Origin of the sequence: Streptomyces sp. 35G-GA-8 (assembly GCF_023534745.1) — a bacterium.
Taxonomy (GTDB): Bacteria; Actinomycetota; Actinomycetes; order Streptomycetales; family Streptomycetaceae; genus Streptomyces.
On record NZ_JAMHJQ010000006.1, the window covers coordinates 139761 to 159814 of the forward strand.

A 20054-nucleotide genomic window follows, 5' to 3' on the forward strand; every position below is an offset into this window, starting at 1 on the left:
CTCCTGTCGAAGACCGTGACCGGACTCCGCTCCCAGGTCGGGGGCGAAGCGCTTCGTCCAACCTAAAGCCACTCTCGCCGCTTCGCACAAGAGTGCCCCCGAGGTCATCGTTTCGTCAGAAATCCGATTGCCCCGAACGGGGTCGTCCACGCAGGATTTCCGCATGAGCGCACGGCTGCGGGGGATCGCGAAAGAAACAGAAGAGATCGTCCGAACGGGCGGCTACCGTACGGAAGACGGCCGTGACGTGCGGATTCGTGCGGCCGTGGACGAGGCGGTCGCCGGGACCCGGATGTACGGGCCCGAGCCGGTCGCGTTCGCGCCGGCCATGGACAGGGCGACGGCGCCCGCGCGGGACCGGGCGAGGGGCACTGCTCCGGATGGGGGCGGGGCCACCGGCCCGGCGGCCCGCGTGCCGGTCGTCGAGGTCACCGGCGAGAGCAGCCTGGAGGCGGCACGGCGGCTGACGGGGGCGGGTTCCGGACCGGTCGCCGTCCTCAACTTCTCCTCCGCGCGCAATCCGGGCGGTGGGTATCTCAACGGCGCGCAGGCCCAGGAAGAGGCCCTTTGCCGGGCCTCCGCGCTGTATACGACGCTGCTGCGCGTGCCCGAGTTCTACGCCCACCACCGAGCGGAGCGGAGCCCCTTCTACACCGACCGGGTGATCCACTCACCCGGTGTGCCGGTCTTCCGCGACGACCGGGGCCGGCTGCTCGGCACGCCGTACCGGGTCGGGTTTCTCACCTCGCCCGCACCGAACACGGGCGTGATCGCCCGGGACACCCCCGCCGAGGCCCACCGCGTTCCGGCCGCGCTCGCCGGCCGCGCCGAACGGGTGCTGGAGACGGCGGCGGAGCGCGGCTACCGGCGGCTGGTGCTGGGCGCCTGGGGCTGCGGGGTCTTCCGCAACGACCCCGAGCAGGTCGCGCGGGTGTTCCGGGCGCTGCTGACCGGGGGCGGCCGGTTCACGGACCACTTCGACGAGACCGTCTTCGCAGTGCTCGACCGGACGCCGGACGGGACCACGGTGGGGGCGTTCCGGCGGGTGTTCGCGGACCGCGCGGCCACCGACGGAAGCGCGGCGGCGGTGCCCCTCAGCGCCAGCCGTACAGCTCCCTGAGCCGGTTGACGACCAGATTGAAGCGCCCGCGGTCCAGCGCGCAGGCCTCGCGCCGCATGCCCTTCTCGTGGACGCGCAGCACGCGGTCCACATTCACCCAGGACTCACGGCCCGCGCGGTCCCACGGCCCGACCCCGATCGGCACCCACTCGCGGTCCCGGTTGTGACGCTTGCTGGAGAGCTGTACGGCGAGCAGCGTGCCGGCCGCCTCACGGGCGACCACCAGCACCGGACGGTCCTTGCCGCGCCCGTCGTTCTCCTCGAAGGGCACCCAGGTCCAGACAATCTCGCCGGGGTCGGGATCACCGTCGTGCTCCGGCGCGTACGAGGTACGGACCCGCCCCACGTCCCGGGGCTCGGCCTCGGTCGTGGCGGCCGGGCCACCACGGCCCGGGGAGTCGAAGTCGCTGCTGTCACGGGTGCGGTCGCCGCTGCCGGCGTCGGAGAAGGACGTCATCCGGATGACGTTAGAACGTCCGCCGCGCACGCCGCGGGGCGGGTCCCTCCCCGGGCCGGGGAGAAACCCGCCCGGACCTTCGCCCGGACGGGCGGGTCGGGGTCAGATCCAGCCGTCCAGGGAGGCCATGAACCCGTCGAAGTCGTCGCGGTGGATGGTGTGCCCGGCGCCCGCCACCGTACGGACCTGGAAGCCGCGCCGCTCCAACTCCGCCGCGTTCGCGGGGGAGATCATGACGCTCGGACCGGCGAGCTGGACGAGCGAGGGGACGAGGGGCGCGGTCGGCAGCAGATCGGCGCCGAACGCCGGGGCGAGACCGAACGCGGTGTTCTCGTCCCAGACCGCGAGGGTCGCCAGCTCCAGGTCTATGTCCTCGGTCTCCCACCGGGGGTTCAGCGCCGTGATCTCCTCCCGTGACAGTGTCTTGGCGCGGGCCAGTGCCCGTGGCCCGGCCAACTCCTCCTCAAGGCGCGGCAGACACCAGGCCGGGTCGGAGTAGACGGCGCGCCCCGGCGCCAGCCGTTCCACGGCGAGCGAGAGCGCGAGCCCGCCGAGGGAGTGGCCGATCGCCACCTCGGCTCCGGTCGGCAGCGTCTCCACGAGGTCGTCGGCGAACAGCTCCATGCTGTAGTCACCGCGGCCGGTGGCGCCATGGCCGCGCAGATCGACGGCGATCACACGCAGACCACGAGCCGCGAGGGCGGGGCCGACGCGGCGCCAGGTGCGGTGGTCGGCCATGATGCCGTGGATCAGGAGCGCGACGCGGTCGCCCTCGCCCCAGGTGTGGGTGTGGAGTCGCACAGTGCATGCCTTCCGGGATCTGTCGGGTCGTGCTGTTTCGCTCTCGGGCGTGGGCGCGCTGGTCCGGCCGTCCGCCGGACCTCCGCGGACCGGTCTGGAAAGATACCGGCTGCCATGGCCCAGTCAACCGAGCGGCCCGTCGGCCGGGCGGCGGCGACATGCGCCGCCGTGCCGGGGTGGCTAGCGTCGGGGTATGAACACCGTTCCGCCGCGCTTCGAGATCCTGCTGGTCGCCGAGTTCACGGAAGGCGACGAAGGGCCGCCCACCGCGGCGAACGCCCTGCGCTCGGCGCTCGTCGAGGCGACGGGTGAGACGGGGGCCTCCGGCTATCCGCGTTACGCGGGCAACGGCATGGAGGCCGATATCGACCCCGAGACCCGCACGGTCGAGGCGCTGCTGATCGACGGCTACGAAGTGGACTACGGCCTGTCGGTCCGCGTCGTCGACGCTCCGGCCGCCTGAGGCCCCCCACGGCCCGCTCCCGCGACCGGCCCGCCGGAATACCGCCGGCTCGCAGACAGGCGCCGGGCAGCGCCATCAGTCCGGGCGGACGCGGACAGGACGCGCAGCACGGCGAGACCGCGCTCCGGCGGGCCCGTGGATTCGGCCAGGGGGGTGCTCCAGGAGCAGTGCGGACCGTTGACAGTGGTCGTCTGTCGGCAGAGACTCTGGCCAGACCCTGGTGAACCATCGTTCACCAGGCGAACACCCTGAAGGGCGAGGGGCGGCAGCGCGAACCATCGCCCGCGCGCCGTCACCCCTGTCAGGCCCTGGGAGAGAAGCCGGAGATCCGATGACCATCCGCGACGTCTACGTCGTCGACGCCGTCCGTACCCCGATCGGCAGGTTCGGGGGTGCCCTCTCCTCCGTACGTCCCGACGATCTCGCCGCCCATGTGCTGAAAGCCCTGGTGGACCGCTCGCCGGCGCTCGACCCCGGCAGGATCGACGACGTCGTGTTCGGGGACGCCAACGGCGCGGGCGAGGACAACCGCGATGTGGCGCGCATGGCCGTGCTGCTCGCCGGCCTGCCGGTGTCCGTCCCGGGGGTGACCGTCAACCGGCTCTGCGGCTCCGGTCTCGAAGCGGTCATCCAGGCCGCCCGCGCGGTCGCCCTCGGTGACGCGTCCGTCGCCGTGGCGGGCGGGGTCGAGTCGATGTCCCGCGCGCCCTGGGTCCTCCAGAAGCCGGAGCGGGCCTTCCCCGCCGGCCATCAGCAGCTGCACTCGACCACCCTGGGCTGGCGCATGACCAACCCCGCGATGCCCGCGGAGTGGACGGTTCCGCTGGGCGAGGGCGCCGAACTGATCGCGGACAAGCACACGATCACCCGGGAGCAGCAGGACGCGTTCGCCCTCGCCAGCCACCGCAAGGCCGCCGACGCCTGGGCCGCGGGTCTGTACGACGGCGAGGTCGTCCCGTACGACGGGGTGGACCTGGCCCGTGACGAATGCATCCGGGACAGCACCTCCCTGGAGGCGCTGGCCAAGCTGAAGCCGTCCTTCCGTACGGACGGGACCGGGACCGTGACGGCCGGGAACGCCTCGCCCCTCAACGACGGCGCCGCCGCGCTGCTCCTCGTCGACGAGACCGGGCTGCGGGAGACGGGCCGCGAACCGCTCGCCCGTATCCGGGCCTCGGCGGTCACCGGCGTCGAGCCGCAGCTCTTCGGCCTCGGCCCGGTCGAGGCGGTCCAGCGGGCGCTGGCCAAGGCGGGCCGTACGTTCGGCGAGCTGACCACGTTCGAGCTCAACGAGGCCTTCGCCGCCCAGTCGTTGGGCTGCCTCGCCGAATGGCCCGGACTCGATCCGGCTGTGGTCAACCCGCGCGGCGGGGCGATCGCCATCGGCCATCCGCTCGGTGCCTCCGGCGCCCGGCTGGCCGGATCCGTCGCCCACCAGCTCGCCGCGGCGGGTTCTGGCACGGGCCTCGCGGCGCTCTGTATCGGTGTGGGGCAGGGGCTCGCGCTCGTTCTGGAGCGCTGACGCGGGCGCGGTGTGTGCGTAGCCGTGTGCGTACCGGGGGACTTGCCCGGAAGCGGACCGACCGACTGACCGACCGAGTGGAGAGCCTTCATGTCCTTGCTCGACCCCAAGACGTGGCAGCCCGTGGGACTCTCGGGCGGTGAGTCGGCCGTGGTCGAGCCCGCGACCGGCGAGGCGCTGGCGACGGTCGCACTCGCCTCGCCGGAGGATGTCGCGACCGCCTCGGAAGCGGCGCGGGACGCGCGGGAGGCATGGTCGGACACGCCGTATCACGTCCGGGCCGGTGTACTGCGCCGTGCCGGTGACCTGTTCGCCGAGCACGCCGCCGAACTGCGCGAGTGGCTGGTACGCGAGTCGGGCTCCGTCCCGGGCAAGGCGGACTTCGAACTGCGTGTCGCCGCCCAGGAGTGTTACGAGGCGGCGGCGCTCGCCTCCCGGCCCACCGGACAGCTGCTGCCCAGCGAGGAGCCCCGGCTCTCCTACACCCGGCGGGTCCCCGCGGGGGTGGTGGGGGTCATCGCGCCGTTCAACGCCCCGTTGATCCTCTCCATACGGTCCGTCGCACCGGCCTTGGCGCTGGGCAACGCGGTGCTGCTCAAGCCCGATCCGCGTACCGCCGTCTGCGGTGGTCTCGCGCTCGCCGCGCTCTTCGCCGAGGCGGGTCTGCCGGAGGGTCTTCTGCACATCCTGCCCGCAGGCGCGCAGACCGGACGGGCGCTGGTCACCGACGAGCGGGTACGGGTGATCTCCTTCACCGGCTCCACGGCGGCCGGGCGCGCGGTCGGGGAGGCCGCGGGCCGTCATCTCAAGCGCGCCCATCTGGAACTGGGCGGCAACTCCGCGCTCGTCGTGCTGGCCGACGCGGATGTCGAGGCGGCGGTGGCACAGGCCGTATGGGGATCGTTCTTCCACCAGGGCCAGCTCTGTATGACCACCGGGCGGCATCTCGTCCACGCCTCGTTGTACGAGGAGTACGTCGAACGGCTCGCCGCCAAGGCCCAGTCACTGACCGTCGGCGACCCGTACCGCGAGCCGGTCCACCTCGGTCCGGTCATCGACGCGGGCCAACTGGCCAAGATCGACACGCTGGTGGAGGCGAGCGCGGCGGCCGGTGCCAGGGTCGCCGCCGGCGGCACCCACCAGGGCCTCTTCTACCGCCCGACCGTGCTCGCGGAGGCCGACGACCAGGCGCCCGCCTACACGGAGGAGGTCTTCGGGCCGGTGGCGCCCGTCCGGTCGTTCGCGACCCTCGACGAGGCGGTCGCGCTGGCGGCGGCCGGCCCGTACGGACTCTCCCTGGGCATCGTCACCCGCGACACGGCCCTCGGCCTGGAGCTGGCGGACCGTATCCCCACCGGTATCGCGCACATCAACGACCAGACGGTCAATGACGAGGCGGTCGCACCCTTCGGGGGCACCGCCGCGTCGGGCACGGGCGCGCGGTTCGGCGGCGAGGCCAGTCTGGACGCCTTCACCGAGCTGCGCTGGACGACCGTACGGCGCGAACCGGCGGGGCATCCGTTCTAGATCCGTCGCCGTCCGCCGTCCGCCGGTCGCCCGTCCGCCGTTGGTCACCGGGCGCCCCCGGTCACCGCGCCGCGTCGCCGTTCTTGGCCTTCGCCTCGGCCTCGGCCACCGACTTGCGCACCTCATCCATGTCCAGCGCGCGTGCCTGTCCGATCACATCCTCCAGGGCCGCCTCGGGCAGCGCGCCGGGCTGGGCGAACACCGCGACATTGTCCCGGACGATCATCAGCGTCGGGATCGAGCGGATCTCGAACGCGGCGGCCAGCTCCTGCTGGGCCTCCGTGTCGACCTTGGCGAAGACGAGGTCTTCGTGGCGCTCCGAGGCCTTCTCGTAGACCGGGGCGAACTGGCGGCAGGGACCGCACCAGGAAGCCCAGAAGTCGATCAGGATGAAGTCGTTCTCCGACACCGTCCGGTCGAAGTTCTCCTTGGTGAGTTCCACAGTGGCCATTGCCTGATACCTCTTCCTGACTCTCCGGGTTACGGCGCCTGCGACAACGGTGTGGGTCATCGCCGTATTCCTGGCTGCTGCCCGAAGATCGTGTGGCCATGCGACCTGCCGCGCAGCAGACTGACCCCTATGACGCAAGCCATGGAAACCTTGGAGTACGACGTTGTGGTGCTGGGCGCGGGACCGGTCGGTGAGAACGTCGCCGACCGGGCCAGGGCGGCCGGGCTGAGCACGGCGGTCGTCGAGAGCGAACTCGTCGGCGGCGAGTGCTCGTACTGGGCCTGTATGCCGAGCAAGGCCCTGCTCCGCCCGGCGATCACCCGCGCCGACGCCCGCCGGGTCCCGGGCGTGAGCCAGGCCGTGCGGGGGCCGCTGGACGCCGAGGCCGTACTCGCCCACCGCGACGAGTTCACCGCGCACTGGAAGGACGACGGCCAGGTCGCGTGGCTCGACGGGATCGGCGCCGATCTCTACCGAGGACACGGCCGGCTGGACGGCAGGAAGAGGGTCGCCGTCACCGGACCCGAGGGCGACACCCAGGTCCTGATCGCCCGCCACGCCGTCGCCGTGTGCACGGGCAGCCGGGCCGTACTGCCCGATCTCCCGGGACTCGCCGCCACCAAGCCCTGGACCAGCCGCGAGGCGACCAGTTCCGCGCGCGTCCCGGGGCGGCTCGTGGTCGTCGGCGGGGGAGTGGTGGGCGTGGAGATGGCCACCGCGTGGCGGGCGCTCGGCTCCGATGTCACGCTGCTGGTCCGCGGTGACCGCCTGCTGCCCAAGATGGAGTCCTTCGCCGGTGAGCTGGTCGCCGACTCGCTGACGGAGGCGGGCGCCACGGTCCGAACGGGCGCCTCGGTCGGCGCGGTCGAGCGCGACGGGGGCACGGGACCCGTGACCGTGACGCTGGCCGGCGGCGAGCGTATCGAGTGCGACGAGGTCCTTTTCGCCACCGGGCGCGCCCCGCGCACGGACGACCTCGGTCTCGCGTCGGTCGGCCTGGAACCGGGCTCCTGGCTGACCGTCGACGACAGTTGCCGGGTCGAGGGCAGCGACTGGCTCTACGGGGTCGGGGACGTCAACCGCCGCGCCCTCCTCACCCATCAGGGCAAGTACCAGGCGCGTATCGCGGGAGCCGCCATCGTGGCGAGGGCCCAGGGCGTACCGACCCTGGACGCCGGCCCCTGGGGCAGTCACGCCGCCACCGCCGACCATCTCGCCGTCACACAGGTCGTCTTCACCGAGCCGGAAGTAGCCTCCGTGGGCCTCACCCTCGCCGAGGCCGAAGCGGCGGGCCATCGCGTCCGCGCGGTCGACTACGACCTGGCCGGGGTCTCGGGCGCGGCCCTCTACGCCGACGGCTACCGCGGCCGGGCCCGCATGATCGTCGACCTGGACCGTGAGATCCTGCGGGGCGTGACCTTCACCGGTCCTGCCGTCGGCGAGATGCTCCACTCCGCCACGATCGCGGTCGTCGGCGAGGTCCCGATCGACCGCCTGTGGCACGCGGTTCCGGCCTACCCGACGATCAGCGAGGTGTGGCTGCGCCTGCTGGAGACATTCCGGGACAACAACCGTCCCTGACCGCATATCTGTTGGCCGGGGTGGTGCGGTGGCGGGAGAGCTGACGGTTTCCGCACGCACCCCTCGGCCTGTTCCTCCCCGGACGGCCGGAACGCGCGGGTCCGGGACCCGTCAGGCGCATCCGCCACGCACGCCGGCACCCGGCGAAGAACGCTTCACGCGCACCAGGACCCCCTTGGTTTCCGCCAATGGGGTCCGGTCGCCTCGCGCGGCGCTCCGGCCGGCCGCTCCCACTTCCCCGGGGCTCGTACACCCGCCCTGCCGTGCGTGAACGCGTCCGGTCTCGCTCTGTGACCCCCCGCTCACACCCCGAACAGGGGAGAGCCGGTTTCGGACGCCCGCGGTTGTCCGTGCGCGGGAAGTGCAGACGGAGGACTCGTGGACCTTCTAGCGTCCGGGGCATGCGAATCACACCGAAGAGACGCCTCGGACTGGCCACCGTCCTCGCCCTGTTCCTCGCCCTGTTCGGGCTGGCTCCCGCGGCGAACGCGGCCTCCGCCGACCTGACGTTCAGCGTCGACAGCGCCACCACCCGGCCGGGTGGAACGGTCAACCTGTCGATGACGCTGACCAACAACCACACCTACGACGTGCTGTTCGTCTACCAGACGATCACCCCCACCTGGCTGACCACCCAGCGCCCCGACCTCAAGTACAGCTTCAGCGGTTGCAGCCTGGCCACCGCGACGGGCAGCGTCCCGTGTTCCGGCACCGGTCCGACCGATCTCGGCTCCAACTACGGCGCCACCATCCCGCCCGGTCAGACCCGCACCGTCACGCTGACGCTGCAGATCGCCGCCGACTCCGGCTGCAACGGCAACATAGGTTTCTACTCCTACTACTACGCCGAGTTCAGTGACCAGACGAACGTGAACAGCGGTCCCGTGTACACGCCGGAGACCCGGGTGCTCTGCGCCTGACCGGTTTCCGCGCGGCGCCCCTGGGGAGTCGGTGGCGGCCGGCCGTGCACGCCGCCGGACGGCCGTCATGGCGGCATTCGGCCAACGTGGCCCGGGATGCCTGAGGGGAGCGAACTCCCGGCGGACGCGTCCGCTCGAACTCCGTGTGCCCGGAGTGTGCTTCCCCTCCCGCCCAGGATCTGAGGTCCGGTCGGGGTACGCGGTGCGCGGACCCCGAACGGGAACGGCCCGCCGAGGCCATCCCGTCCAAGGACCAGACTGACCGAACACCCGCATTTTTCCGTCAAGTTCCGCAACAGGAACACGAAACCGACACATGGCCCGCACTATGTGACGAGACGGATGCGCGGCGACCGAGTACCTGAGGGGGGCACGGGGTCGCGCCTGGGGTGTGTCCGCTCCATCGTGTGACGGACACACCCCTGCCCAGGGGAGGGGCTGCTCCACAATGCAGAAGAAGCTCTTACGCATGGCGTTACCCACGGCATGTGCGCTGATCGCCGTACTCGCACTGCCCGGTGGCCCCGCACAGGCCGATGACGCCGCGCCCCGTGTCGATCTCCGTGTCCTCGTGGTGACGGACGGCGGGCCCGCGGTCGACGCCATCGCCGCCGAACTGGACACGGCCGGGACGCCCTATACCGAGGTCGACCTCCAGCAGCCGGGACGTCCCGTGATCGACGCGGCCTTCCTGGCGGACACGGTGGAGGGCCGGCCCCGGGCCAAGTACCAGGCAGTGGTGCTGCCCAACGACAATCCGTTCTCCACAGGTTCCCCGGAGATGGCCGCTCTGGCCACCTATGAGAGGACGTACGGCATCCCCCAGGTCGACGCCTACACCTACGCGCGGCCCGAGGTCGGACTTCAGTACGCCGTCGGCAGCGGCTATGCCGGTTCCCTGGACGGCGTCGAGGCGCAGGTCACCACCGTCGGCCGGGCCGGGCCCTTCGGATATCTGGACGGCGCCGTACCGTTCGAGGACAACTCCCCGTCCGTGGGGGAGAGTTACGCCTATCTGTCGCAGCCGGCCGCCGGAGCGGACTTCACCTCCTACGTCGACGCGCAGATACCCGGCAGAGCCACCAGGGGCTCACTCGTCGGCGAGTACCGGCACGACGGACGACGGGAACTGGTCGTCACCTTCGTATACAACCGCTACCAACAGCAGTTCCGGCTGCTGGCACGCGGAATCGTCGAGTGGATGACCGGCGGTGTCCATCTCGGGGCCTCGCGCAACTACTTCGCCGTCCACGTCGACGACGTTCTCGCCGCCGACGACCGCTGGGACTCGACGCTGAACTGCACACCGGGTGATGTGGACTGCGAGCCGGGCGAGGGGGTGCCGAACCCGATCCGGATGACCGCGGAGGACGCCGGATACGCCGCCACCTGGCAGAGCGACCGTAACTTCACCATGGACTTCGCCTACAACGCGGCGGGCAGTGTCGACCATCGCCAGGACAACAACGGTGTCGACCTCCTGGCCGACAAGCTGATCGTGGACCGCAACAGATTCCGCTGGATCAACCACACCTACACACACGCCTTCCTGGGCTGCGAGCAGGATGTCAGCGTGGTGCCCTGGCGGTGCGCCACCCTCCCCGACGGCACCACCAAGTGGGTCTCCCGTAACGAGATATCCGACGAGATCGCCACGAACCGCGTCTGGGGCCAGGTGTCCGGGCTTCCCCTGGACAACACCGAACTGGTCACGGGCGAGCACTCCGGTATGCGTCTGCTGCCACAACAGCCCACCGACAATCCCAACCTGGCGCCGGCACTGGCCGACAACGGCGTCACCTGGCTCGCTTCGGACAACTCCCGTGAGGTGGGCCAGCGCCAGCTGGGATCGGCCACCACCGTCCCCCGCTATCCGATGAACATCTTCTACAACGCCGGACGAGCGGCCGAGCAGGTCGACGAGTACAACTGGATCTACACCAGCCGGCAGCAGGGCGGCAGCGGTATCTGCGAGGACAACCCCGCCACCACCACCTGCCTGCCCGCCCCGCTGGACACGACGACCGGCTACACGGACTACATCGTGCCGCTGGAGACCCGGATCGCCCTCGGGCATGTCCTCGGGAACGACCCCAGGCCGCACTTCATCCATCAGTCGAATCTGGCGGAGGACCGCATCGCCTATCCGGTGCTGAACGGCGTCCTCGACAGCCACGCGCGGCTCTTCGCCGACAACACGCCTGTGGTCAACCTGCGGATGAAGGACATCGGCGCCGAACTGAGCAAACGATCCGTCTGGAAGTCCGCCGTGGAGTCCGGTGACGTCACCGCCTACCGGATCGGCGACACGGTCACGGTGCGGGCGCCCGCCACCGTCGCGGTGACCGCCACCATGCCGGCCGGCACCACGCGGGGCACGGCCGCCTTCGGCCAGCCGTACGCCGGCAAGGTGTCCGCCTGGGTGACCGGGACCCCACTGCCGCTCGTTCTCACCCTGCCGCCGTCCGCCGTCTCCGGCACTGTCCACGGCGGTACCGGCGACGCGCCGGCCACGAACGAGACCGCGCCGCGGGCCCGGGTACCCGCCGGAGTGCTACGACAGGTGCCGTACAGCCGGGAGCGCTGAACCACCGCACACGAGCCGAGGGTTCCGGCAGCCGGAACCCGTCCTCCCCGCACAGCTTCGTGGAGCACCCCTGATGCACCTTCACCGCGGCACGGGCCGCGATGGCGCGGCGCGAGTCACCCTCCTCACCGAGGGAACCTACCCTCACAGCCATGGCGGCGTGAGCGTGTGGTGCGACCAACTCGTCAATGGAATACCGGACATGGACTTCGATGTCATAGCCGTGACCGGAACCGGCCGGGAGCCCGTCGTATGGGATCTTCCCGGCCATGTGTCCCAGGTGGTGCCCGTCCCCCTGTGGGGCCCGGCACCACCCGGGTCGGAGCCCCGGGGCCGGAGCCGCGACCGGCTCGCCACGGTCTACGAGCGGTTTCTGACAGCACTCCTCGACTCCGGTGCCGAGGAGGGGTTCGGCCCGGCACTCCATCGACTGGAGCGGGCCGCCACGGATGGTCTGCTCAGCCCGTTCCTCCGCGGTGACCGGGCACTCGCCGTTCTCACCGCGGTGTGGAACCGGCCGGACCTGCCCATCTCCGAGGCCCGCCCCACACTGCACGACGCGGTGACCGCGACCTCCCTGCTCGAACACGCGCTCCGCCCCCTGGCGGCGCCGCCCCCGGAACACGGAGTCGCCCACGCGGTCAGCGGCGGTGTGGCGGTGCTCCCGGGGCTGATCGCGCGTGAGCGCCACGGCGTACCGCTGCTGCTGACCGAACACGGCGTCTATCTGCGCGAGCGCTATCTCGGCTATCGCACCGCCCCCTACCGCTGGCCCGTGAAAACCCTGGTACTCGGCTTCTACCGGCTGCTGGCGGAGGAGACCTACCGCTGCGCGGCCCTGATCACCCCCGGCAACCGCTACAACCGGCTGTGGGAGGAGCGGGGCGGAGCCGACCCGGCGCTGATCCGCACGGTGTACAACGGGGTCGACCCGGCGGCCTTCCCGGCGGCCGGTCCGGAACCGGACGTTCCCACCCTCACCTGGGCCGGCCGGGTGGACCCGATCAAGGACCTGGAAACCCTGATCCGGGCGTTCGCGCTGGTACGGAACCGGGTGCCACAGGCGAGGCTCCGGCTCTTCGGCGGCACCCCGCGCGGCGGCGAGGAGTACCGGGCCCGGTGCGAGGCGCTGGCCGCCGAGCTCGGACAAGCCGGCACGGTCACGTTCGAAGGCCGAGTCGACGACATCAGGGACGCGTACGCCGCGGGCAATGTCGTCATGCTCTCCAGCATCAGCGAGGGCTTTCCGTTCACCCTGATCGAAGCGATGTCCTGTGGACGGGCGACCGTCTCCACGGATGTCGGCGGAGTACGGGAAGCGGTCGGTGACACCGGTCTGGTCGTACCGCCGCGCGACCCCGCCGCGATGGCCACCGCGGCCATGGAGCTGCTGGGCGACGCCGGACGGCGAAGATCCATGGGAGAGGCCGCGCGGCTGCGGGTGATCGAACAGTTCACGCTGCGCCAGACCGTGGACACCTTCCGCGCCATCTATCTCGACCTGTCGGCCGGTGGCCGGGGCCTGCTCTCCGATGCTCTGGCCGGCACCGGCGCGCCGCCCGCCTCGGGAAGGGGCGGCATATCCGCCGTGGGCCTGATGAGTGTGGCCGGATGAGCGGGCCGATGGCGCTCGGGCCGGACGCCGGACGCCAGGACACACTGTCCCTGCGGCTCCAGGGGAGTCGCGGTGTGCCGCGCGGCGGCGACGAGCGGACACTCGCACTCCGCATGCCGGGTGCCGGAGCCGCGGTCGACCAACTCGCCGCGGAAATGGCGGACTCCATCGGCCCCGCCGTGCATCCCTACGAGGTGGCCGCTCTCCTGGAATCGCAGGGGCTGACCGCCGAGGCGATCCGGGAACGGTACGGGCAACCCGACCTGTTCACCCTGGCCACCGTGTTGTACGAGAGGATCCCCCGTACCTTCCCCGAACCCGGGGTGCCGGCGGATCCATGGCGGCCCGACCATTTCCGCTGTGTGCTGCGAGGAGTGCTCTTCGCCCTTCCCGGGCTCGCCTATGTGCTCATCGGACGGATCTGGGACCCCCATGGCGGTGCGTACGCCCTCGTGGTGGCGGGTCTGATCTCCTGGGCCTGGGGCCAGGCTCTGAGCCACCGTGCCTATCTGCGGATGGCCATAGGGCGCCGGGAGGCGGGCCGTACGCTCCTGGTGGGCGCACCGCTGGGTGCCGCGGTCGCGGTGGCGGCGGGGGGAGCGCTCGCCGGACAGGGCTCGACGGCGCTGTTCGTGGCCGGCCAGTCGCTGTATCTCGCGGCGGCGGGTGTCCTGCTGGTACTGGGGCATGAGTTGCTGCTGTTGCTCGCGCTGCTGCCGATGGTGGCGGGCGTGGCGGTGCTGCCGTGGTGGGAGCCCGGCGCTCCACTGCGGATCGGACTGCCCCTGCTCTCGCTGGCGGGCGCGACCGCGGTGGCCGGGTGGGCACTGCGGGGCGCCCTCGCGGAGAAACCCGCCGCCGGCGACAGCCGGACCGGCCTGCTGCGTTCACTGCCGTACGGACTGTTCGGCCTGGCGGCGGGCGTGCTGGTGATGCTGGAAGGACAGCGTCACCCGTACGCCGTCGTGATGCTCTCCTTGAGCATGGGCCCGGCCGAATGGCTGCTGTACCGCTATCGGGGAATGTCGGCGGCGGCCCTGCGGGCGACCTCCACACTCCCCGCCTTCAGACGGCGCTCCGCCGGCATCATCACACTCTGTCTGCTCGTCTATCTGCTGCCGATCCTGCCCGTGACCCTGCTCATCGGCGCCGAGCCGGGACCCGTACTGCTGCTTGCCGCCACACTGTGGACCGCCCTGCTGTTGCAGGCGTTCGGCGTGGCATGGCCACCCGCCGCGGTGTGTATCGCGGCCGCCTGCGGGGCCGGTGCGCTCACCCTCCTCCAGCCGTCGGCGGCCCCCAACGCACTGCTGCTGAGCTGCGGCCCGGCCGCGGTGGTGCTGGCGGTCTGCGCCCTGTCGGCACTCGGACGTCCCGCCGCCCACGCCTGAGCACGTCGGGGCCAGGACCGGGCGCACGCCTCCGCCACACCGATCCACCGCACCACACCGCACCACCACACCGCACCACCACACCGCACCGCCACACCACACCGACCCACCGCACCGCCACGAAGCACCCCTCCCGGCGACGGATCGTCCCCGGGCGTCGAAGGACCCCCAGAAAGGGATCACCAGTGAACTCCGCACCACTCGCAGCCGTCACCGGAGCCGAAGGATTCATCGGATCCCACCTCACCGAGGCCCTGGTGGCGGCCGGATACCGGGTCAAGGCCATGGCGCAGTACAACTCCTTCTCCTCGTACGGCTGGCTGGAAACCCTCTCCGCCGACGTCCTGGAGCAGGTCGAGATCCAGCTCGGCGATGTGCGCGACCCCGGATCGGTCCGGGGACTCGTGGAGGGGGCGGACTGCGTCTACCACCTGGCCGCGCTCATCGCGATCCCGTACTCCTATCTGGCCCCGCACAGCTACGTGGACACCAATGTCTCCGGAACGCTCAACGTGCTGGAAGCGGTGCGGGCCCTGGGCACACCCCGGCTCGTGCACACGTCCACCAGCGAGACATACGGCACGGCACTGACCGTACCGATCACCGAGGACCACCCCATCAACACACAATCCCCGTACGCCGCCTCCAAGGCGGGCGGGGACAGACTCGCCGACAGCTACCACGCGAGCTTCGGCACACCGGTGGTGACACTGCGGCCGTTCAACACCTACGGCCCTCGGCAGTCCATGCGAGCGGTCATCCCGAGTGTCATCGGCCAGGTGGCGGCCGGAGCGGGCACCATCACCCTCGGCGATCTGCGCCCCACCCGGGACTTCACCTACGCCGAGGACACCGCTCAGGCCTTCCTCGCGGTCGGCACGGCGGAGGCCGCGCGGGTCGTGGGCCGGACCTTCAACGCCGGCACGGGCAGTGAGATCGCGGTCGGCGACCTGGTCGCCACGATCGGCAAACTGATGGACGTCACGATCGACGTCCGCGAGGACGCGGAACGTGTCAGACCCGCCAACTCCGAGGTCATGCGGCTGGTCGCGGACGCCACCCGGCTGCGCGCCGCGACCGGCTGGGAGCCCGCCCACGACTTGGAACAGGGCCTCGCGCGCACTGTGGAGTTCTTCTCCGACCCGGCCAACCTGGCCCGCTACAAGACCGGCATCTACAACATCTGACCCGGCTCGCACGTCGCCCAGAGGAGGAGAACCATGCACGCAGTGATTCTGGCCGGAGGCAAAGGCGTCCGGCTGCGTCCCTACACCACCGCACTGCCGAAACCCCTGGTTCCCATCGGGGACCAGCACGCGATCCTGGAGATCGTCCTGCGCCAGCTGGCGGCCTCCGGATTCACCAGCTGCACGCTCGCCATCGGTCATCTCGGCCAGATCATCCGCGCCTATGTCGGGGACGGATCGCAGTGGGGCCTGGCCATCGATTACACGATCGAGGACAGTCCCCTGGGGACGATGGGCCCGCTGCTCACCATGCGCGACAGACTCCCGGAGTCGTTACTGGTGATGAACGGCGACATCCTCACCGACCTCGACTTCAGCGATGTGCTGGCCCGCCACCGGACCGTCGGCGCCCCCCTGACCATCGCCACCTACGCCCGTCAGGTCCGCATCGACTTCGGTGTCCTGACCACCGACGCCGACAGAGTCGTCGGCTTCACCGAGAAACCGAGCCTGGACTACCGGGTCTCCATGGGTGTCTACGGACTCTCCCGCTCGACCCTCGACGCGTACACCCCCGGCCTGCCCCTGGGCTTCGACGAGGTGGTGCTCGACCTGCTGAAGGCGCAGGACCCGCCCCATGTGTACGAGTTCGACGGCTACTGGCTCGACATCGGTCGCCCGGACGACTACGACCGGGCCAACGCCGAGTTCACCAGCCGTAAATCCCATCTCCTCAAGGGAGCCTGAACCACACCATGCGCATCATCCTCCTGGGCTCCACCGGTTACCTGGGCGGGCACGTCGCGGAGCGGTTGGGCGCCCTTCCGGGCGCCCGGCTGCTCCGCACCGGACGCTCGCCCGACGCGGACCTGGGCATCGATCTCGCCACCGACGCCGTGGACCGTATCGCGCGGGTCCTCGCCTCGGCGGCTCCGGACGCCGTGGTCAACTGCGCGGGAGCGGTGGGGGGTGACGCCGTGACCCTCGCCGAGGTCAACACCCGGGGCACCGCCGCCCTGTGCGCCGCCGTGCGGAAGGCCGCCCCGGGTGCCCGTCTGATCCACCTCGGCTCGGCCGCCGAGTACGGTCCTGGCACGCCCGGCACCGAGGTGACGGAGTCGGCGCCGACCCGCCCGGTGACCGTCTACGGCGCCACCAAACTCGCGGGCACCGTCACGGTGGCCGGCTCCGGCCTGGACGCGGTGGTGCTGCGCATCGGCAATCCGGTCGGTCCGGGGCAGGGATCCACCTCGCTCCCGGGCCGGGTCCTCGGTCTGCTCCGTGCCGCCATGGGCGAACATGGCGCCGTGATCCGGCTGGGCGACCTGTCCTCCTACCGTGACTTCGTGGACGTCCGCGATGTGGCACGGGCCGTGGCGCTCGCCATCACGGCCCCCGGACCGCTGCCGGCCATCCTCAATATCGGTGGCGGGCGAGCCGTACCGGTCCGTGATCTCGTGCACACACTGGTACGGACCGCCGGGTTCCGGGGGCGCGTCGAGGAGGACGGCCACGGTTCCACGCGCTCGGAGGAGGTGTCATGGCAGTGCTCCGACATCAAGGCCGCCGCCGATGCCCTCGGCTGGCGGCCCCTGCACCGGCTCGACGACTCGCTGACAGCGCTGTGGGCGGCGGCCGGCGGGGGAACCCGGTCCGAGGCGCCGGCCCCCGGCCGGGAAGGCATGCGCCTGCCGTGAGACTGCTCATCCCGCTCTATGTACACCCGTCCCAGGACCCTGAGGCCTGGGCCCTGCCGGCCGCCGAGTCCCACTCCGTCCACGGGGTCGTCCTCAACCCGGCGAACGGTCCTGGCAGCGCCCGGGACCCGGCGTTCACCGCCGTCTCCCGAGCGCTGCGCGCGGCCGGTGTACGTGTGCTGGGTTATGTGGACACCGCTTACGGAGAGCGCCCCGCGCGCGAGGTCGCGAACGACTTCGCACGCCACCGGGAGTGGTACGAGACCGATGGCTGCTTTCTCGACCAGGTGGCCCCCGAGAAAGACGGACTTCCTGCCTGCCGGCGTCTGGTCGGAGAGCTCCGGCGGATCGGCGCCGGTACGGTCGTGCTGAATTCGGGCGTCTACCCCGCGCCGGGATACGCGCGCCTCGCCGATCTGGTCGTCGTCTTCGAAGGCCACTGGTCGACCTATGCCACGGCCTTCAGCCGGCCGGAATGGACCGCGCGGTACCCGCCGGAGCGGTTCTGCCACCTGGTGTACGGAGTACCTCCGGCACTCGTTCCCCTCGCGGTCCGCACCGCGCGGCAGCGGCACGCCGCGGTCTGCGGTCCCGTGACGGGTGAACTGCCGAATCCATGGGCGGGGCTGACCCCCGCGCTCACCGGAGAGGAACACGATCTGTGAAGCACGGGAAGACCATCAACTGGGCTTGCGCGGTGTCCCTGACCGCTCTGCTGGCCGTGGTGCTGGCCGGATGCTCCGGCCCGGGGGACAGCGAAGGCGACGGCGAGGAGAAGAGCCGGTGGCAGCCCCGGCCGGGCCTCGCCTGGCAGTGGCAGCTCGACGGGAAGCTCGATGTCTCCGTCGATGTCCCGGTCTACGACATCGACGGCTTCGAGAGCTCGGCGCGGGATGTGGCGGCGCTCCACAGCAAGGGCCGCAAGGTGATCTGCTACATCAACGCCGGAGCCTGGGAGAACTTCCGTCCCGACCAGGACGCCTTCCCGAAGTCGGTGCGCGGCAAGACCAACGGCTGGGAGGGCGAACGATGGCTGGACATCCGACGCCTGGATGTTCTCCGCCCGATCATGGAAAAGCGGATGGACATGTGCCGGGAGAAGGGGTTCGACGCGGTTGAGCCGGACCTCGTCGAGGCGTACGCCGACGACACCGGTTTCCCGCTGACTCCGGGCGACCAACTCGCCTACAACCGGATGCTCGCGGACATCGCCCATGCCCGGGGGCTCGCCGTCGGCCTCAAGAACGATCTGCAACAGATCCCCCAACTCGTCGATGACTTCGACTTCGCGGTCAACGAGGAGTGCGCACAGTACGAGGAGTGCGCGCTGCTGACTCCCTTCATCCAGGCGGGCAAGGCCGTTTTCCACGCCGAGTACCGCGAGCCGACCGAGAAATTCTGTGCCGAGTCGCGCAGCCTTGAGCTGTCCTCGATACGCAAGCGGCTGGACCTGGGGACCTGGCGCCAGCCCTGCTGACCCGGTGTCCGGTCCGCCGGACGACCACGGTCCGGCGGCCGGGCCCCGCGCACCTCAGCCGCGCCGACGGGGGCCCACCCACACCAGGGTGACCAGGAGCGAGGCCGTCGCCGTCAGCGCCATCGCCGTCGAGGGCGAGGTGTGCTGGGCGACGGCTCCCGCGAGGGCCGCCCCCACGCCCTGCATGGTGAGCATCCCGGAGGTGTGCAGCCCGAGGGCGTGGCCGCTCGACTCCTCGGGTGTCAGGGCCATCAGCCGCTCCTGGAGCAGCAGATTCGACGCGTAGCCGATCGAGGCGAGGACGACGGCGGCCACCGCGAGCGGCAGGGCCGGGCGCAGGGCGAAGAGCGGATACGGGGCGGCGAGCAGCAGGCACAGCGGTGTGGCGAGCCGTCCGCGCCACCGCGAGGGGACGAACCTGCCGATCGCGATGTCCCCGGCCAGCATGCCGAGCGCCGCGACGGTGAAGAGGAGCCCCGCGTGATGGGGCGCGTAGGGGATGAACAGGGATTCGCAGCCGACGATCAGTCCGTTCGGCACCCAGAGGGCGAGATACACGCGGCGGCGGGGCCCGGGGGACAGCAGCCACACGTTGGTCCGCCAGGTCTCGCGCACCGACGGCCGCCCGGCGACGCGCGGCGGGCGCCGGGCCAGACCGCACCGGGCGACGGCGGCCGAGACGAGGTAGAGCACCGCGCCGACGAGCAGGGTGCCGCGCGGCGACAGCGCGGCCACCAGCACACCGCCGACGGCGAATCCACCGATCTGTGCGACACCGGCGGACATATTGAACAGGGAGCGGCCCAGCAGATAACCCTCCCTGGAGAGAACGTGGTTCAGCAGCCCGTAGCGCACCCCGCCGACCGGCGAGGCGATCGTCCCGAGGCCCAGAAGGACCGCGAAGGCGGCCCACACGGGCAGGCCCGGGACGGCCTGGAGGGCGGTGCCGAGGGCGAAGAGCAGCGCCGTGCCCGTCAGCGCCGCGCGCGGCGGCAGCCGGTCGGCCGCCGACAGCAGGGTGGTCGCGCCGACCGCCTGGGCGAGGGCCGGGCCGGACATGGCGAGGCCGGAGAGCAGGGGCGAGCCGGTCCCGGTGTAGATCAGTGTGCCCAGGGCCGGCCCGCTCACCGCCTGAGCCGCCGTCTGCCCGGCGGAGGTGAGAAACAGCGGGGTGAACTCCGGTGTCCGGAAGAGATCGTGATAGGTGCGCATGGCCGGAGTCTCAGCGGCCCCTCCGCGAGAGCGTTACTGTTTCGCG

Annotated in this window: 18 protein-coding genes; 14 read left to right on the forward strand and 4 right to left on the reverse strand. The window is 71.3% G+C overall.

Annotated features, from left to right (window positions below; all coding sequences use genetic code 11):
• Window positions 1–163 precede the first annotated feature (163 nt).
• Window positions 164–1120: a TIGR02452 family protein gene (locus M1203_RS14910; RefSeq protein WP_249950162.1), complete on the forward strand. Its 957-nt coding sequence runs from the start codon at window positions 164–166 to the stop codon at window positions 1118–1120.
• Here the strand turns inward: M1203_RS14910 and M1203_RS14915 are convergent.
• Window positions 1095–1577, reverse strand: a complete 483-nt coding sequence (locus M1203_RS14915) for a type II toxin-antitoxin system PemK/MazF family toxin (protein ID WP_249950163.1) — start codon at window positions 1575–1577, stop codon at window positions 1095–1097. The two genes, M1203_RS14910 and M1203_RS14915, sit on opposite strands and share 26 nt — an antisense overlap.
• A 102-nt stretch (window positions 1578–1679) precedes the next feature.
• Entirely contained in the window at window positions 1680–2378 is a 699-nt protein-coding gene (locus M1203_RS14920) for an alpha/beta fold hydrolase (protein ID WP_249950164.1), read from the reverse strand.
• A 193-nt stretch (window positions 2379–2571) separates the two neighbouring features.
• On the opposite strand from M1203_RS14920, the gene M1203_RS14925 reads away from it, so the two are divergent.
• The 3 genes from M1203_RS14925 (at window position 2572) to M1203_RS14935 (ending at window position 5890) form a co-directional block, all read left to right on the forward strand.
• Window positions 2572–2841 (forward strand): hypothetical protein, encoded by a 270-nt coding sequence (locus M1203_RS14925; protein ID WP_249950165.1) that lies wholly within the window; start codon window positions 2572–2574, stop codon window positions 2839–2841.
• A gap of 331 nt (window positions 2842–3172) precedes the next feature.
• Window positions 3173–4363 (forward strand): thiolase family protein, encoded by a 1191-nt coding sequence (locus tag M1203_RS14930; protein ID WP_249950166.1) that lies wholly within the window; start codon window positions 3173–3175, stop codon window positions 4361–4363.
• Between the two features lie 90 nt (window positions 4364–4453).
• The gene (locus M1203_RS14935; protein WP_249950167.1) at window positions 4454–5890 is read left to right on the forward strand and encodes an aldehyde dehydrogenase family protein; all 1437 of its coding nucleotides are present in this window, start codon (window positions 4454–4456) and stop codon (window positions 5888–5890) included.
• A gap of 61 nt (window positions 5891–5951) precedes the next feature.
• On the opposite strand, the gene trxA is transcribed toward M1203_RS14935, so the two are convergent.
• Complete coding sequence (gene trxA, locus M1203_RS14940) at window positions 5952–6341, reverse strand: thioredoxin (RefSeq protein WP_249950168.1); 390 nt, start codon at window positions 6339–6341, stop codon at window positions 5952–5954.
• A 141-nt stretch (window positions 6342–6482) separates the two neighbouring features.
• Here trxA and M1203_RS14945 point away from each other — a divergent pair, with 141 nt between their 5' ends.
• From M1203_RS14945 to M1203_RS14990, 10 genes are all read left to right on the forward strand, one after another.
• Window positions 6483–7922, forward strand: coding sequence for an NAD(P)/FAD-dependent oxidoreductase (locus M1203_RS14945; RefSeq protein WP_249950169.1), 1440 nt, complete (start codon window positions 6483–6485; stop codon window positions 7920–7922).
• Between the two features lie 401 nt (window positions 7923–8323).
• Window positions 8324–8842 carry a hypothetical protein gene (locus M1203_RS14950; protein WP_249950170.1) on the forward strand — a complete coding sequence of 173 codons (519 nt, stop codon included), beginning with the start codon at window positions 8324–8326 and terminating at the stop codon, window positions 8840–8842.
• A 469-nt stretch (window positions 8843–9311) separates the two neighbouring features.
• Window positions 9312–11429, forward strand: coding sequence for a hypothetical protein (locus M1203_RS14955; RefSeq protein ID WP_249950171.1), 2118 nt, complete (start codon window positions 9312–9314; stop codon window positions 11427–11429).
• A 73-nt stretch (window positions 11430–11502) separates the two neighbouring features.
• Window positions 11503–13044, forward strand: coding sequence for a GT4 family glycosyltransferase PelF (gene pelF, locus M1203_RS14960; protein WP_249950172.1), 1542 nt, complete (start codon window positions 11503–11505; stop codon window positions 13042–13044).
• Window positions 13041–14435: a hypothetical protein gene (locus M1203_RS14965; protein WP_249950173.1), complete on the forward strand. Its 1395-nt coding sequence runs from the start codon at window positions 13041–13043 to the stop codon at window positions 14433–14435. The genes pelF and M1203_RS14965 overlap by 4 nt, the downstream gene beginning before the upstream one ends.
• Before the next feature lie 185 nt (window positions 14436–14620).
• Entirely contained in the window at window positions 14621–15622 is a 1002-nt protein-coding gene (locus M1203_RS14970) for a GDP-mannose 4,6-dehydratase (protein ID WP_249950174.1), read from the forward strand.
• A 33-nt stretch (window positions 15623–15655) separates the two neighbouring features.
• Window positions 15656–16369, forward strand: a complete 714-nt coding sequence (locus tag M1203_RS14975) for a sugar phosphate nucleotidyltransferase (RefSeq protein WP_249950175.1) — start codon at window positions 15656–15658, stop codon at window positions 16367–16369.
• Window positions 16370–16377: 8 nt separating this feature from the next.
• Window positions 16378–17319, forward strand: a complete 942-nt coding sequence (locus M1203_RS14980; protein WP_249950176.1) for an NAD(P)-dependent oxidoreductase — start codon at window positions 16378–16380, stop codon at window positions 17317–17319.
• Entirely contained in the window at window positions 17316–17984 is a 669-nt protein-coding gene (locus M1203_RS14985) for a spherulation-specific family 4 protein (protein WP_249950177.1), read from the forward strand. The genes M1203_RS14980 and M1203_RS14985 overlap by 4 nt, the downstream gene beginning before the upstream one ends.
• A complete protein-coding gene (locus tag M1203_RS14990; RefSeq protein WP_249950178.1) occupies window positions 17981–18796 on the forward strand; it encodes an endo alpha-1,4 polygalactosaminidase in 816 nt (271 codons plus the stop codon). Before M1203_RS14985 ends, M1203_RS14990 begins: the two co-directional genes overlap by 4 nt.
• Window positions 18797–18850: 54 nt before the next feature.
• Here the strand turns inward: M1203_RS14990 and M1203_RS14995 are convergent, their stop codons facing one another.
• On the reverse strand, window positions 18851–20008 hold the full coding sequence (locus tag M1203_RS14995; protein WP_249950179.1) for an MFS transporter: 1158 nt from the start codon (window positions 20006–20008) through the stop codon (window positions 18851–18853).
• Window positions 20009–20054: the final 46 nt, after the last annotated feature.

What these genes read in the sequence shown, in the direction of transcription:
- M1203_RS14945 (WP_249950169.1), top strand. Translation starts at nt 6,483, where the DNA reads ATGGAAACCTTGGAGTACGACGTTGTGGTGCTGGGCGCGGGACCGGTC.
- M1203_RS14995 (WP_249950179.1), bottom strand. Translation starts at nt 20,008, where the DNA reads ATGCGCACCTATCACGATCTCTTCCGGACACCGGAGTTCACCCCGCTG.
- M1203_RS14935 (WP_249950167.1), top strand. Translation starts at nt 4,454, where the DNA reads ATGTCCTTGCTCGACCCCAAGACGTGGCAGCCCGTGGGACTCTCGGGC.
- trxA (WP_249950168.1), bottom strand. Translation starts at nt 6,341, where the DNA reads ATGGCCACTGTGGAACTCACCAAGGAGAACTTCGACCGGACGGTGTCG.
- M1203_RS14975 (WP_249950175.1), top strand. Translation starts at nt 15,656, where the DNA reads ATGCACGCAGTGATTCTGGCCGGAGGCAAAGGCGTCCGGCTGCGTCCC.
- M1203_RS14955 (WP_249950171.1), top strand. Translation starts at nt 9,312, where the DNA reads ATGGCGTTACCCACGGCATGTGCGCTGATCGCCGTACTCGCACTGCCC.
- pelF (WP_249950172.1), top strand. Translation starts at nt 11,503, where the DNA reads ATGCACCTTCACCGCGGCACGGGCCGCGATGGCGCGGCGCGAGTCACC.
- M1203_RS14915 (WP_249950163.1), bottom strand. Translation starts at nt 1,577, where the DNA reads ATGACGTCCTTCTCCGACGCCGGCAGCGGCGACCGCACCCGTGACAGC.
- M1203_RS14965 (WP_249950173.1), top strand. Translation starts at nt 13,041, where the DNA reads ATGAGCGGGCCGATGGCGCTCGGGCCGGACGCCGGACGCCAGGACACA.
- M1203_RS14950 (WP_249950170.1), top strand. Translation starts at nt 8,324, where the DNA reads ATGCGAATCACACCGAAGAGACGCCTCGGACTGGCCACCGTCCTCGCC.
- M1203_RS14910 (WP_249950162.1), top strand. Translation starts at nt 164, where the DNA reads ATGAGCGCACGGCTGCGGGGGATCGCGAAAGAAACAGAAGAGATCGTC.
- M1203_RS14980 (WP_249950176.1), top strand. Translation starts at nt 16,378, where the DNA reads ATGCGCATCATCCTCCTGGGCTCCACCGGTTACCTGGGCGGGCACGTC.
- M1203_RS14925 (WP_249950165.1), top strand. Translation starts at nt 2,572, where the DNA reads ATGAACACCGTTCCGCCGCGCTTCGAGATCCTGCTGGTCGCCGAGTTC.
- M1203_RS14930 (WP_249950166.1), top strand. Translation starts at nt 3,173, where the DNA reads ATGACCATCCGCGACGTCTACGTCGTCGACGCCGTCCGTACCCCGATC.